The organism is Nostoc sp. CHAB 5715, from assembly GCF_020829685.1.
Lineage (GTDB): Bacteria > Cyanobacteriota > Cyanobacteriia > Cyanobacteriales > Nostocaceae > Nostoc.
The window spans coordinates 1-14,795 of sequence record NZ_JAIVFR010000045.1; the positions used below are offsets into that span (position 1 = coordinate 1).

Sequence of the window (14,795 nt, forward strand, 5' to 3'; positions counted from 1 at the left end):
TCTTTAACCTGTCAAGGATGGTATTGCTGTAATCAAGCATAGTTAAATACCAAGAAAAGATATTAGGACTTACGCAAAAATTGCTAAAAAGCTTAATTTATCGAACCGCCAAGACGCCAAGAGCGCCAAGAGAAGAAGGAAAGAAGTTTACAAATCATTTAGGATTGCTATATGCAGATGAAATTACACACCATTATCGGCGACATTATCCGCATTGGTGGCAGTGGCTTCAAACACGGGGGTTTCTTTTTCCTCAGCAAGTTCTGCTCTGGCTTCGGCTACCATGTCTTCCCAGGTTTCTCCCATTTCTGCAATGGTTCCTTTGCTTCTTTCATAAAGACCAATTCCGCCTTTGATGACTGACTTGACTAAGGGTTTACCAACTCCAGCGACAATGGGCAATAGAACAGGTGCTAAGAGGACTGCACCAATTCCGGCTATAATACCGGGAGCGCCTGCATCTTCAACAAAATCACTAATTTTAGGTGCCATGTTCAATTTTCTCCTATTAATTAAGAAACTTCGGAAAGCTTTTTAAGATACTCTTGGCGGCATAGTTGTATCATCTTGCCGATGGTAGAGCTTTATGTTGACGATTTTTAAGAATTGGACGCAAACCGTTGACTCCAGCAACTACGGTTGAGCCATTGTTGACTACTGTTGCAGCTAAGGGGTTAAGACCAAAGAAAACGGCGATCGCCATTGCTGCTAAATTAGGAAAGGCAACAAGTGCTGTGTTTTGCCGAATCAATTGCTTGGCTTGACGAGCGATCGCGATCGCTTCTAATAAACCATGCAAGTCATTCTGCATCAACACTAAGTCTGCTGTCTCGCGGGCTATCTCGGAACCGTTGGCAAAGGAAACGGAAACATCAGCGTAGGCTAAAGCTGGCGAATCGTTGATCCCATCACCTACAAATGCAACTATCTTACCTTGTTCGTGCAGTTGGCGGACAACTGTTGCTTTTTGTTCTGGAAAAGCTTCTGCGTGAGTATGCGTTGGCAAAATACCAAGTTCAGCAGCAACAGCAGTAGCAGTTCGCTTATTATCGCCGGTTAGCATGTGAATCTCTACACCTTCGACCGTCGAAAGTGCCTTAATGACTTCGCGGCTTTCGGGACGGAGAAGATCACTATATTTAATAATACCTTGAAGTTGACCGTTGCTGGCTACATAAATCGCTGAATTTGGAGATTTTTGCTGACCATTTAGCGCTGCCATATCAACGCCACTGGTACGCAAAAAGCGATCGCTCCCAACATAAACTGTCTCTTCATCAATCAGAGCTTGCACGCCCAAACCTAGTTGATAGTCCCACTTACTACGCGGCAAAATTTCCACTTGCTCTGCTTGGGCATAGCGAACAATTGCTTCTGCGACTGGATGAGTTAAACGTTGTTCGGCGGCGGCTGCCAATTCCAACACCCGTAATCTTGATGTTGCTGGATTGAGACTTTCCACACTGACAACATCAACTTCTCCCTTAGTCAGTGTCCCCGTTTTATCAAAAACTATGGTATCAACTTCTGCTAATTGTTCTAACGCCCGTCCGCTACGGATAAGAATTCCCCGTCGTGCGGCATAAGTTAATGCTGCTAAAACTGTTGTGGGAACTGATACTCGAATACCTGTAGCAAAGTCTAGAGTTAAAACGCTGGCTGCCCGTGAGGGGTTGCGGGTTGCGGCAAATACTGCTCCACCAAGTAGCAAAGTTGGCACAACCGCTTTTTGAGCAAATTTTATCGCATAATTCTCTATGCGGGTGTCGTGGACAGGCGCTTCTTGCATTAACTTAATGCTCTGTCCGGCGCGGGTATCATTGCCTACCCATTCTGCAAGAATATAAATTCGTCCTTCCCGTACCAGCGTTGAGGCAAAAACTGGTTGTCCCGTTTTTTTCAACACTGGCATCGACTCGCCAGTTAGTTTCTGCTCATCTAGTAGGGCTTTACCTCGCAAAATGCTACCATCAACCGGCACTTGTTCGCCAGGGTAAACAATCACTGTATCGCCACGCTGCACATCTTGAATGGGAATTTGTACCTTTTCGCCATTGCGTTCCACCCAGACAAATTGCCCTAGAGAACTAAGTAAATCTAGAGTTTGTTGAGCAGAAGAACGAGCCGTGCGATCGCGGATATTTTCACCCACTTCAATTAAACCGAGCATCAGCGATGGTGTGAGAAATTGCCCTTGGAAGGTAGTAATAGAGATCGCCATCAAATCCAAAAAGTCAATATTCAATTTTCGCTCTACCCTAATACCTTCCCAGGCTCGTTGGATAACGGGTAGTGTGGCAATGGCGATGGGAAGCACCACTATTAAAGGTGGGATCGGTAATCCTAACGGCCCCCCCAGTACTGCTAAAGTAGTCGCAACGGCGGAGAGTTGTAAACCTGGCCAAGATGCCTCTTTTTCGGTTTCTGATAAAGATGTAGAGTTTTTGAGAACGACTACAACACTTGCAGCCTGAATCAAATCGTGAAGGTGCGATCGCATCTTCGCATCGGAAATTTTATCAGATTTATAAGTAACTGCAACCGACATTGCCGCAGGCTTGACACGGACATTCTTCACCAGCGCATCTGCTGTTAACAACACTTCCAGACGCTTGGCATAATCTGCATCACAGCGTAAGCGAGGTAAGCGAAACCGCAGTCTTCCCGGAATTGTATGGACAACGCTGTAGGTAACGTTGGGCAACTGTTCTTGAGAGTGTCCATTAGTGTCAATTAAAGAAACTTTTCCATTCCCTTCCAACACAGTGAATTGAGATTTTGGGGGTGATGGTAGTTGTAGTGCTACTTTTGCCATTACTTTTCTTTAATCCAAAATTGTTACACTTCGATGAAAATCAGGCTCTTTACCTTAGTAAAGAGAGCAAATTAGCCACCAATCCTGTGAGATTGATTAGCTTATGAACAGTTTGGTTATATCGCTGTAGGTAAGCTAAGTTTGTGAGCCAGCGACTTTCAGAGTCAGGGCAATCAGGCGCAATATTATCGTTTATAAAGGGAAATTCGCCATCATACCTAAGGAGAAACACATCGCAGGCGATTTTAGATTACTCCACAGACTGGATAACTCTGGAGTAGTATGATTTGCCGTTGTTGCGTCTGTAACTTCAGCAGTCTGAGCAACGCCAGTAGTATGATTTGCTGTTGTTGCCTCTGTAATTTCAGCCGTCTGACTAACTTCTTCTAGGGGTTGGTTAGCCGTTGTGATCCCTAGTGTTGGTGGGTTGATCTCCAACGCTAATTCCATCAGACTCACCCAATAAGATAATGGAATATTACGAGACTGATAAGCGATCGCAATTGATGCTGCATCAAAATTTATACGCACACTTGTAACTTGAGCATCGGTTTTCACTATTCTCTCAAGCCGCCGCCCATAAGCTCGATCTTCAGCAATTTTTGGCACATTCAACCGAATACGTCCGGGAATTTGATGAACTACGCTGTAGTCAATCTTTGCAGGTGTTACCACCTTGCTATTTTCTTGTTGGATACTAGATTCGGATATGTCGCTTTTGATCGCAGAACTGGTATAATCAGCTTCGTTTTTTTCTGATGTCGGAACTTGAGAGCCAAGATAACCAATGACACCACGGGTTGCATCCGCCGCAATCATATAAACTGGAATCGATACCCAGCCATGAATTCCTAACCCTCCTGTTACCGCCAAACCTGTCATCATCGGAATTAAGGAAATACCCTGCTCTTTCCAAAATGAAGCCGATTTCCAAGCTGCAAAGGGATCTGTCTTGCTAGGTGAATCAGACAAAGCCTGCGGCTGTTGGATCTCAATATCGGATTTTAGCGCCAAAATTTGCGGTAATGAGAGCTTATCTTCATCAAAATTAACTATCAAACTGCCCGTTTGCTCATTCACGGTAACTTCCCTCACGCCTTCTATGGAGCGTAAATCTTGGGCTATGTTGTCTAATATCGAGTTAAGACTACTGTCAGTGCTACGGAGTCGCACGCGCCCGGTAGTTACATGAACTATTTGCAAACCAGCTGAGGGCTGTGCGATCGCTTTACTTGCACTCTGATTAACTTCGTTGCTTTCTGGTGTAGAGATTAAATTAGGAGATATTTTCGCTAAAATATTTAATTTTTCACGATTACTGATATTTTTAGTCATTTACCCAATTAGCCAATAGCTACATCAAGTTAAAGGTTAACAATAGATTAAATGTAACTTAAGGTTGGGGGTTAAGTATGTGTCTTCCGAATTATTTTTAATAACGTTTTGTTATGATAATGATTATTATAATTAAACATAACTATACAAAATTTTTAGGAGGGCATGGAAAAGAATAGGGATTCGACCCCATCTGTTGCGCTAGCTTCTTGCTCTTTACGAGAACTACGCTTGTATGTAGTGGGGGACTTAGACCAATATTCCCCCCTTCATCCACGGCAGTTCTTGAAGGGGTCATTTCCCCAAGCTTTGAGTCGCCTTCAAGAACTCCCTCTTCGTTGAATCAGGCAAGCACCTTTGAGGAAATTGTGCAATATAGCAGGAGGCAGGAGGTAAAACATCACTGTTCCTGACATTCACGCTTTCAAAATGTCCTAATCTATATGCTCTTAACAATATTATCGGTCAATCGTTGAGGACTTTCAAGGGTAAGCAAACTCTAAGGCTTTTAATGCACCTCACGCCAGTAGGAACCGTTAAAAGACTGCGTAGGTTTTGCCTAAACAAATAAAAATGTGTAGGTTGGGTTGAGGAACGAAACCCAACACTTAGCGGGGTTTGTTGGGTAACACTTAGGCTCAACCCAACCTACAAATATTCAAAACCTACGCAGTATTGACAACCGTTATATGTATATCAAAGATATATCTCTAAATATATGGAAATTTAGCTAGTAGATAACTATATGCTTTTTAGCTAAACAATTTGTATATATTAAAAATATATTTTTAATATATATATTTTTTGTGTAATTTATTGCACAATGACATTAGAGTTAAAAAATGTTTTGTGTGAAAAAACAAAAAAGCTTTAAAACCAAGTCTGTTTGGTGTTTTAAGCCAAATTATTAGTGGATAAAAATGTTTAATTTAGATGACCTTTGCTGAATCTGAGTTCGACTAATTAAAGGTTTTTAATATGGATACTTTGGAGCTTTTACGATTTTATGTATCTGCCCAAAAGAGTCTTAATCAATCCACTCTGATTGAAGCTAAACTGGCGAATGCAATAGATCATGACATAAAACCACACGACGGAGACATCCCCTTTGTAGCAGTTTTTTTAGCTCACATTTCCTTCATGATTGTTTGGGGAACTTTCGTTTTTCTCGTTTCATACGCCTCCAAAGCGGTACAAGATGCGGCACAAGATAAACACGAAATAGTAAGCATAAAACATTTAGAGCAACATCCCTGTAAGAACTGCCAATTTTTTAACAAGAACCATTATCTAAAGTGTGCAGTACAACCTTTTGCTGCTCTAACTAAAGAAGCACTCAATTGCTCTGACTACAAGCCTAAATAGCTTTCTAAAATTGTCACGACGATGCATTTATTAGTAGTTGGAACTTTTGAAACTTACAGCAGTTTTCATGTATTTGAACCACATCTGTTGTAGGGGTAAAGCGCATTGCTCATACGTGTCAACTTAACGTAAAAGCTATGTCCCGCAAGGAACTGAAGTTCCTTGCTAATAGCAAAAGTCTTCTGTTGATGACTAAATATACCCAAAATCTTTAGTCTACTTCAGTAGACTTTAGCTGTTAGCCTTGAACTTCAGTTCAAGGCGGGTGAGTCAGCCAACAGTTAAACTATTTATAGCTTAAGTTGACACCAATGAGCAATGCTAAATCCCTACCGCGTGGTCTATTTACCTGAAAATAGCTGTAATTTGATAAACCTGAAGAGATTTGTATGAAACAAAAAGAGACGATATTTGTTATTCCGACTCATCGACTGAGAGATGTAGCACAGACCATCGAAAAGTATGATGAGAATTTCTGGGCGAATGGTCATGCTTTAAAAATTATCGTATTTGATGATTCTAGCATTGCCAACCACGATAAATATTACCCACTTTTAGAGCAGACTAAGACAGTCAATGATATGTTTTATGTCGGCCCCCAACAGAAAGAGCAATTTATTACATTTTTAAATGAAAGACTGCGCGATAAGAAACTAGAGTCACTAGTAAAAAACTTATTCCGACCTAGTTATGGCGGAAATCGCAACTTCACACTAATGTATACCCTTGGTCATTTAATGGTTAGTGCAGATGACGATATGCGACCAGATGCATTAATTGAAACTAGCCCAGAATCTTTATCAGGTGATGAAATATGTCGAGGAAAATTAATTAAGTCTAACCAACAAGGTGGCTTTGTCCATAAATCTTTTGACTTACTCACGGCTTTTAGTGATGTTCTAGGTCAAAAAGCTAGCCATGTACCGGAAAACTTCGAGGCTGGAGAATTGGTTCTTGATACAGCAATGGATTTAGAAACTAATACAACCAAGGGTTACTTTCGGGAAAACAGCCTTTTGTTACAACAGGGGACAGTATTGAATAATGCGATCGTCAAGATTGCCCAGACTTTTCGCACGGGAACTAATGATATAGATACACTTGATTTTATTCACATGTATCTCAATGATGAAAACCAAATAAGTCCAAATGACTTGAATGATTTTTATATTCTTACCAACTTTAGACCTGTTATTACTAACAAAAACTGGAGAATGGATTGTGGAGTGGCTGGATATGATAATCAGCTAGGTTTACCACCATTTTTTCCAACTCGCCTCAGATTTGAAGATTATATCTACAGAATTTGGATACAGCAAGAGGGGATTGTGGCTGCACACGTTGATGCTGTCCAAAACCATATTAGAAATAACTACATGCGTAATCCTCTGGCTAGTGAACTCTTTAATGAGGAAATATGTAGCCTGCTGAAAAAGAAGATTAAGAGCAGCGTTTATCATCTTGATGACCTGGGAATCAAGTTTGATTACTCTGGGGAAGTCACGTTGCAAGACTCTGAGGAAATCCTGGAAAAAATCTCTGCTATCCACAAGCAAGTAGTCAAAGCCTCAATGTCTACCCAGAATGAAGAGCGTAAACAGTCACTCCAATTGTTTGCTGAGAACTTATCAAGAGTATTTTATGGGTTTGAACCAGACTTTTTTCAGCAAAACGTTTCCAGAATTACCGATGATGTGATTAGCCAATTTCACGGTTCTCTAGAAATATGGCCAACTCTAGTTGAAATCTGTTACTTTTACAAAGATAAAAAGGATTTACCACAAATCAAAGTCAAAAACAAGAAGCTAAAATCGAGAAATGGCATTAATTTGAGCTAAATTAACCATAATCTTAGTCATTAGTCATTAGTCATTAGTCATTAGTCATTAGTGCCTAAAAGAACGAAAACCGTGACAAACGTACTAATGACTTCTTGACTAGATTTCCCCACGGCTTCAAGCTGTGGGATGAGTTAAGTTTCTTTATCCGTAACAATTTTGTGAAGCATATCTTAAAGTTACTGCAATCTGATAAGATTTCCAACAAGTACAATAACTGCTTGTTCTCTTTTTCTTGAAGCCAGTCATTTCAGGCCTTTTTTGGGAAAGGAAAATAAAAAAATGTCTAATCTATTGTGGAAAACTCTGGTACTAAGCCCAGTAGTTTTGGGAGTGATGGTGTTGGTTTCCGCTAGGGCTATGGCTACTCAAGTACCAGCCTCTTCTGAAGGTATAAACGCAAAAGTTGCTCAGACAGAAGCACCAATAGCTTCTAGTGCTTCAATATTCATCCAAACAGAGCAACCAAAAAATCAGCAATTGGTTGCCCAGGCAAAGACTGATGAAAACAAGGTTTTAGAAGAAGTTAACCGCTACAGCAGCGAAGGCAAGAACCAGAATTCACTGTCTCAAGTCACATCAGTTTCTCAGTTTTCTGATGTACAGCCGACTGACTGGGCATTCCAAGCTTTGCAATCCCTGGTTGAACGCTACGGTTGTATTGCTGGATACCCCAATAGTACGTACCGTGGCAACCGGGCATTGACTCGTTATGAATTTGCCGCAGGTTTGAATGCTTGTTTAGATCGGGTTAATGAACTGATTGCCACAGCAACTGCTGATTTGGTGACAAAACAGGATTTAGCAACCCTCCAACGTTTGCAAGAAGAATTCTCGGCAGAACTAGCAACTCTGCGTGGCCGAGTCGATGCTGTAGAAGCACGGACTGCTGAACTGGAAGCAAATCAGTTTTCCACTACTACAAAATTGGTGGGTGAAGCTATTTTTGCCGTTACTGATATTTTTGGCGGTAATACTGGCGATGCTAACAATACTGTGTTCCAAGATAGGGTACGTTTAGACTTGCAAACCAGTTTCACTGGTAAAGACGTTTTACACACCCGTCTTGCTGCTGGTAATGCAGGAGCCTTTTCAATAAGAGATAATGCTGGTCTTCCTATTGATACTGCTGAAGGCACACAAACGTTTCAAGTCGGTAGCACTACTAACAACAGTGTAATTATAGACTGGCTGGCGTATTACGTACCCATCGGCCCAGCCCAAGTTTACTTGGCAGCCACCGGAGGTATTCATAGCGATTATGTTGCTACTAACAACCCTTACTTTGAGGACTATGATGGCGGTAATGGGGCTTTGTCTACCTTTGCTTCTGAAAGTCCCATCTATCGCATTGGTGGTGGTGCAGGTGCAGCACTGACTTTACCCTTTGGTAGCGGTGGCAGCTTTTTCAAACCAAGTTCACTGACTGTAGGCTACTTAGCGTCAAATGCTAATAATCCTGGCGCAAATCAAGGTTTGCTGGAGGGTAACTATGCAGCTCTTGGACAATTGAACTTTAGTGTTGGCGATCGCTTGGCGATCGCTGCTACCTACGTTCACGGTTATCATGGTGCTGGAGGCGGTAATTTATTTGATTTAGGTGGTGGTTTGGGTAGTACTAACCGCGTCCTAGGTACTGGTCAAGCTAACATCCTAAGTGCTCTAAACGCATCTTCCAGTAATTCATACGGGATATCGGCAGCCCTCAGACCCAGCGATAAATTGTCAATTAGTGGCTTCGTTTCTTACCACGATGTCACAGGCTTTGGTGCAGATGATGATTATGAAGCTTGGAGCTACGGAGTTGGGATAGCCTTACCTGACTTCGGTAAACGGGGTAACGTTTTAGGTATTTTTGCTGGTGCAGAACCCTATTCGTTTAACCGGACAGGTTTACCTGCTAATCTTGCTGGTAATGATATACCCTATCACTTTGAAGGTTTTTACAAGTATCGCGTCTCAGATAACGTTTCAATCACCCCTGGTGTGATTTGGTTGACTTCTCCTGGTCAAAACAGCAATAACGACGATGCAATTATCGGTACGCTGAGAACAACTTTCACCTTTTAAAGGTTTTAGGTAAATACTGCTTTTGTTGTGATTATTCGTAATACTTCGGCTACGCCCTTCTCTACGAGAGGCTGCGCCAACGACTACGCCCTTCGGCTACGCTCAGGACAAGCTCAGGACAAGCTCAGTACAAGTTCGCAATTACGTTTTGTGACGGGGATTTTACCCCGACACAAAACGTGCTGCCTGTCTTGCTGGGGACTTAAACCCCCAAACTTTGTTAAATGAAAGGCGATCGCCCTTGGCGTTGGCAAAGCCATCGCTTTTGTGTTTAATAAAAGCAAGTTTGCTAAGTTCCTATATTACAGCTATTTTCAGGTAAATAGACCACGCGGTAGGGGCACAGCAATGCTCATTGGTGTCAACTTAAGCTATAGATAGCTTAACTGTTGCCTTCCTCACCCGCCTAGAACTAAAGTTCAAGGCTAATAGCTAAAGTCTACTAAAGTAGACTAAAGATTTTTGGCTATATTTAGTCATCTTCAGATGAGTTTCGCTATTAGCAAGGAACTTCAGTTCCTTGCGGGACATGGCTTTTACGTTAAGTTGACACGTATGAGCAATGCTGTGCCCTTACGACAGATGTGGTTCAAATACATGAAAACTGCTGTAAATTCGGGCAGTCGTTGATTGAATTCGGGCAGTCGTTTATTGAATTCGGGCAGTCGTTGATTGAATTCGGGCAGTCGTTTATTGAATTCGGGCAGTCGTTGATTGAATTCGGGCAGTCGTTGATTGAATTTGGGCAGTCGTTTATTGAATTTGGGCAGTCGTTTATTGAATTTGGGCAGTCGTTGATTGAATTCGGGCAGTTGTTGATTGAATTCGGGCAGTCGTTTATTGAATTCGGGCAGTTGTTGATTGAATTCGGGCAACCTCCAAGAATTTACATAAAGCCATTCCAGATATTTGTAATAAATAAATCAATTTATACTGAATTATGCGGGTGTCAATTAACCCTAATTCTGTCTATTCTAGTGCTGTACAGTTCAGGGTAGAAGTCATACCAATTTCAATACGGTTCAGTTAGCGCGCCAAAAGCCTTAAAGTGTGTAGGTTGGGTTGAGGAACGAAACCCAACATTTCCGGGGCTTTGTTGGGTTGCGCTTTGCTTAACCCAACCTACAATTTTTCACTGAACTGTATTGGGGTATAAGTCATACCAATTTGAAAAAAGAATGCGACAGATATACACTATCAAACCCTTGTGATATCTAGTTTTCTTCCTAACAGAATTTTGAATACTTCGGCTACGCCCTTACTTCGACGCCGCTCAGTACAAGTCGGCTACCAAGAGGACAAGCTCAGTACAAGTTTTGAATTTTGAATTGGTATCAGTTTTTATCCTGGCGCATTATTAATAACAGGAAAGTAATTTTAGAAGATAATCTTCCTTGTGTAATACGATCGCGCCAACGATCTGACAACTCAGGGCTGGCGCGATCGCTATGACAACATTACTGATAAAATATCCAAAATGCGAGAACTTTATCCAGCGATCAAGCCTTACTTAGAAGGTAGTTTACAAGTTTCTGACCTTCATACCATTCATTTTGAAGAATCAGGGAACCCGCAAGGTCAACCCATCGTTTTGCTGCATGGGGGCCCTGGTGGTGGATGTCCAGCTTTTTATCGGCAATATTTCCACCCAGAAAAATGGCGATTAGTCATGTTTGACCAGCGCGGTTGTGGTCAAAGTACGCCCCATGCTGAATTACGAGAAAACACCACTTGGGATTTAGTCAGTGATATCGAAAAACTGCGCCAACATTTAGGTATAGAAAAGTGGGTGGTTTTCGGTGGTAGTTGGGGTAGCACTTTATCATTAGCCTACAGTCAAACCCATCCCTCTCGATGCGCGGGATTAATTCTCCGTGGTATCTTCATGCTGAGGCAAAAAGAGTTGCGATGGTTTTACCAAGAGGGTGCTAGCTATATTTTTCCTGATGCTTGGGAAGAATATCTTAAACCAATTCCCATAGATGAACGTGATGATCTAATCGCAGCATATTACAAACAGTTGACCAATCCAGATTTAGAAATTCAATTAACAGCAGCGCGTGCTTGGTCAATTTGGGAAGCTAGTACCAGTAGACTTTTCTTAGACCCAGAACTTATGCAAAAGTTTGGCGAGAGTGAATTTGCTTCAGCTTTCGCACGTATTGAATGCCATTACTTTATGAATAAGGGATTTTTTGAAACAGAAGATCAATTACTTATAAATGTAGACCGTATCCGCCATATTCCGGCTGTAATTGTTCAGGGACGCTATGATGTAGTTTGTCCAATGATATCAGCTTGGGAATTACATCGCGCTTGGCCAGAAGCCGAATTTATTGTGGTTCCTGATGCTGGGCATTCGATGAGTGAACCAGGAATTTGTAGTGCTTTGATTGAGGCAACAGATAATATTGAATTCGGTTGAATATTTAGCCTGTGGAACGGGGGAGTTGGGTGCATCCCAGTTTTTATTTTGCTCTTGAGAATAACTGTCATTGCGAACGCGAGTGCGTCTCGTAGAGAGGAGGAACGACGAACGCAAGTGCGTGTCCAAGACTTGCAATCTCATGGACTCGTTTTGACTTGAAGAATTTTGCGATTGCTTCGTTCCTCTCTTCGAGACGCTACGCGAACGCAATGACATGTAAAAAAGTGGGATGCTCCCCCTCCCCAACCCTCCCCTTTATAAGGGGAGGGTGCGCGATAGCGCGGGTGGGGTATTGTTGTACCTCACCAAGTTGAAATTTGCTGTACAGCTATTTTCAGGTAAATAGATCACGCGGTAGGGGCACAGCAATGCTGTGCCCTTACGACAGATGTGGTTCAAATACATGAAAACTGCTGTAACTCAATTTTTCTATTGCACTATTTTAGCTGTGCCATACCACTACAACACTAGGGTGGGTGAATCTCCAAATCTTTGCAAATTTTGATAGTTAGAATATCAACAATCTCAGTATGTCTTGGAACTGCTGAGGTTCTGTTGTTTGATGGATTGTAATAAATCGTATGCCTTCCACCCTCTCGAAGGAACAAACAGCCGTTCTTTTCCAAATGGCGAATCAATTCACGTCTTTTCACTATAATTTGACATTAATCTGTTCACGGACGACATCTTTACCGGAGAGTTGTTGCTCTGCGAGTTCCCGATTTGAGATTAGAATCAACTCTATCGCTTCCCGTAGACTTTCTCTAGCTTCTTCCAGAGTTCTCTCTTGTACATTAGCTCCAGGTAACTCTTGAACATAGCCGATATACCAATCATCTAACTTTTCATATACAGCAGTAAAAGAATTTTCCATTGTTGGATGCTTTATAACTAAAGTTTATATTTTACCTTACATAAATAAGATATTAAGCTATAAATTGTTTTTTATCTAGTCGCTTAAGTGTCGATTTCTACTTGCTTATCAAAATATGTTGCCTTTATTTTTCGTAGTTGATTCTTCTGCGCGATCGCATCTAGAAACTCTTCCTCTATAGTATGGATAGAAACTATATTCTCTTTGGGTAAAAAGATATAACCATCTCCATATTCTTCAACAATATATAAAACTACACCCTCAACGGAAATTTTTCTGATATCCCATGCTTCCCTTGAGTAAATCTCCAAGTACCCCCTTTGCTCTAACTTGAACAATATTTCCGGTAGTTGTTTCAATTCTATATAAAACAAGTTTTTTTCTATACCATTACCAAAGGTCATACCTAATTGTTTGAGGTAGTCGATTGTATCCTCCAAATCATCGTCGTTAATACTGAAAAACTTTCCAATAATTGTTTTACTCATTGCAATCTCCTTTTTCAGCACTTACCTCTAAACGTTCTTTGATTGCCTCTTTAATATTTTACTTAGCTTCTTATTCAGTCTTTGCTTAACCCATTTTCATCGGTAAAGATAGTAATCAGAAACTTCATAATTTTTCCCTATTTCTAAACCGTCACTCCCTCCAACTCCTCATCTGTCAACTCATATAATTGCCGCAACTTATCTAACTTCTCACCATCAGCTTCCCAGAAACCGCGCCCATGCGCCTCCAACATTCTGCCAAGAATATTACGAAAAGCTTCAGGATTTGCCTTGCGTAATTTATCCGCCATCTCTGCATCTAACGCATAAGTATCAGCCGCTTGGTCATAAACCCAATCATCGCTAAAATCGGCAGTACCACCCCAACCAATCAACGCCGTCATCCGTTGGGAAATTTCAAACGCACCACCAGAACCTTGATTCGCCATTGCTTGCGCCCATTTGGGATTTACCAACTTAGTGCGATACTCCATTCGCAGCAAATCATCTAAATTGCGCGGTGTAGTATCCTTCGAGAAACTTTCCACAAAGCTGGTTGTAACCTTCTTACCGCGTTGTTTTTCTGCTGCCCTTTTCAAACCGCCCGTATTAGCGTAATATTCTTGAATATCAGTTAAACCATATTCTACCGAATCGATTTCTTGAACAATGCGATCGCTAGTTTTTAACAACGTATTCAAAACTTCCGGTCTAGCTTGACCTTTATCTTCTCTCCCATAGCTAAACACATTGCGACTTTGCCAAGTATTGCCTAACTCCTCACCAGATTCCCAGTTACCATCAACCACGCGATCGTTTACCAAAGAACCAAAATCACCCGCCGGATTAGAAAACAATCTTGCTGATGCATTTTCTACACCTTGGGCTTTTAAAGCCAAAGCATGTTTCCTAATAAAATTCTGATCATCCGATTCATCAGCATCAGCCGCCCGTTGAAATAAATCATCCAACAATTCGATGATATTTACAAAACTATCCCGGAAAATTCCAGACAAATTACCCAACACATCAATGCGAGGATGTCCAACCTCCGCCAACGGCTTTAATTCATAACGAACAATTCTACCAGTTCCTTCCTTAACAGGTTCAGCCCCCACCAATTCCAACAAAATCCCCAAAGATTCACCCTTAGTTTTAATCGCATCCAATCCCCATAACATCACCGCCACCGTTTCAGGATATTTCCCATATTCATCCAAATGCTGCACAATAATTTTTTGAGCAATTTCTCGCCCTCGTTCATATGCCGCAGGTGAAGGCATTCGATAAGGATCTAAAGCATGAATATTCCTCCCAGTCGGCAAAACACCAGCCCCATCCCTTAACAAATCCCCCCCAGGCGCAGGCGGAATATACTCCCCATTCAACCCCCTTAACAAATTCGTTAACTCATCCGTAGATTGCATCAACAAATCCCTTATTAACCTTTCCTCCTCTTGGCGTTCTTGGCGTCTTGGCGGTTCGACAAATTAAGCTTTTGGGCGATTTTTGCGTAAGTCCTAAAATATATGAAATACGTTGCAATAATCTCTTGATACCTTTACCCTAAGAGGGTTTGTCA

11 protein-coding genes and 1 pseudogene are annotated in these 14,795 nt (G+C 41.6%); 5 read left to right on the plus strand and 7 right to left on the minus strand.

Features of this window, described 5'->3' with window-relative positions:
- Nucleotides 1–183: 183 nt before the first annotated feature.
- The 3 genes from LC574_RS04300 to LC574_RS04310 all read right to left on the minus strand — a co-directional run bounded on the left by LC574_RS04300 (nucleotide 184) and on the right by LC574_RS04310 (nucleotide 4,150).
- On the minus strand, nucleotides 184–492 hold the full coding sequence (locus LC574_RS04300; RefSeq protein ID WP_229451650.1) for a DUF5132 domain-containing protein: 309 nt from the start codon (nucleotides 490–492) through the stop codon (nucleotides 184–186).
- A 70-nt stretch (nucleotides 493–562) separates the two neighbouring features.
- The gene (locus tag LC574_RS04305) at nucleotides 563–2,815 is read right to left on the minus strand and encodes a heavy metal translocating P-type ATPase (protein WP_229451651.1); all 2,253 of its coding nucleotides are present in this window, start codon (nucleotides 2,813–2,815) and stop codon (nucleotides 563–565) included.
- Between the two features lie 192 nt (nucleotides 2,816–3,007).
- Complete coding sequence (locus LC574_RS04310; RefSeq protein WP_229451652.1) at nucleotides 3,008–4,150, minus strand: HMA2 domain-containing protein; 1,143 nt, start codon at nucleotides 4,148–4,150, stop codon at nucleotides 3,008–3,010.
- Nucleotides 4,151–5,128: 978 nt separating this feature from the next.
- On the opposite strand from LC574_RS04310, the gene LC574_RS04315 reads away from it, so the two are divergent.
- From LC574_RS04315 to pip, 5 genes are all read left to right on the plus strand, one after another.
- Nucleotides 5,129–5,515, plus strand: a complete 387-nt coding sequence (locus LC574_RS04315) for a hypothetical protein (protein WP_229451653.1) — start codon at nucleotides 5,129–5,131, stop codon at nucleotides 5,513–5,515.
- A gap of 389 nt (nucleotides 5,516–5,904) precedes the next feature.
- Nucleotides 5,905–7,353, plus strand: coding sequence for a hypothetical protein (locus LC574_RS04320; protein WP_229451654.1), 1,449 nt, complete (start codon nucleotides 5,905–5,907; stop codon nucleotides 7,351–7,353).
- Nucleotides 7,354–7,635: 282 nt separating this feature from the next.
- A complete protein-coding gene (locus LC574_RS04325; RefSeq protein ID WP_229451655.1) occupies nucleotides 7,636–9,423 on the plus strand; it encodes an iron uptake porin in 1,788 nt (595 codons plus the stop codon).
- Between the two features lie 584 nt (nucleotides 9,424–10,007).
- Nucleotides 10,008–10,421 carry a hypothetical protein gene (locus LC574_RS04330; RefSeq protein WP_229451656.1) on the plus strand — a complete coding sequence of 138 codons (414 nt, stop codon included), beginning with the start codon at nucleotides 10,008–10,010 and terminating at the stop codon, nucleotides 10,419–10,421.
- A 479-nt stretch (nucleotides 10,422–10,900) separates the two neighbouring features.
- The gene (gene pip, locus LC574_RS04335; RefSeq protein ID WP_229451657.1) at nucleotides 10,901–11,848 is read left to right on the plus strand and encodes a prolyl aminopeptidase; all 948 of its coding nucleotides are present in this window, start codon (nucleotides 10,901–10,903) and stop codon (nucleotides 11,846–11,848) included.
- Nucleotides 11,849–12,318: 470 nt separating this feature from the next.
- Here the strand turns inward: pip and LC574_RS04340 are convergent, their stop codons facing one another.
- From LC574_RS04340 to LC574_RS04355, 4 genes and pseudogenes are all read right to left on the minus strand, one after another.
- Nucleotides 12,319–12,504 carry a type II toxin-antitoxin system HicA family toxin gene (locus LC574_RS04340; RefSeq protein WP_229451658.1) on the minus strand — a complete coding sequence of 62 codons (186 nt, stop codon included), beginning with the start codon at nucleotides 12,502–12,504 and terminating at the stop codon, nucleotides 12,319–12,321.
- Nucleotides 12,504–12,725 (minus strand): type II toxin-antitoxin system HicB family antitoxin, encoded by a 222-nt coding sequence (locus tag LC574_RS04345; RefSeq protein ID WP_229451659.1) that lies wholly within the window; start codon nucleotides 12,723–12,725, stop codon nucleotides 12,504–12,506. The genes LC574_RS04340 and LC574_RS04345 overlap by 1 nt, the downstream gene beginning before the upstream one ends.
- Nucleotides 12,726–12,808: 83 nt before the next feature.
- A complete protein-coding gene (locus LC574_RS04350) occupies nucleotides 12,809–13,213 on the minus strand; it encodes a hypothetical protein (protein WP_229451660.1) in 405 nt (134 codons plus the stop codon).
- Between the two features lie 143 nt (nucleotides 13,214–13,356).
- A pseudogene (locus LC574_RS04355) lies at nucleotides 13,357–14,685 on the minus strand (cobaltochelatase subunit CobN); the annotation flags it as partial.
- Between the last annotated feature and the right edge of the window lie 110 nt (nucleotides 14,686–14,795).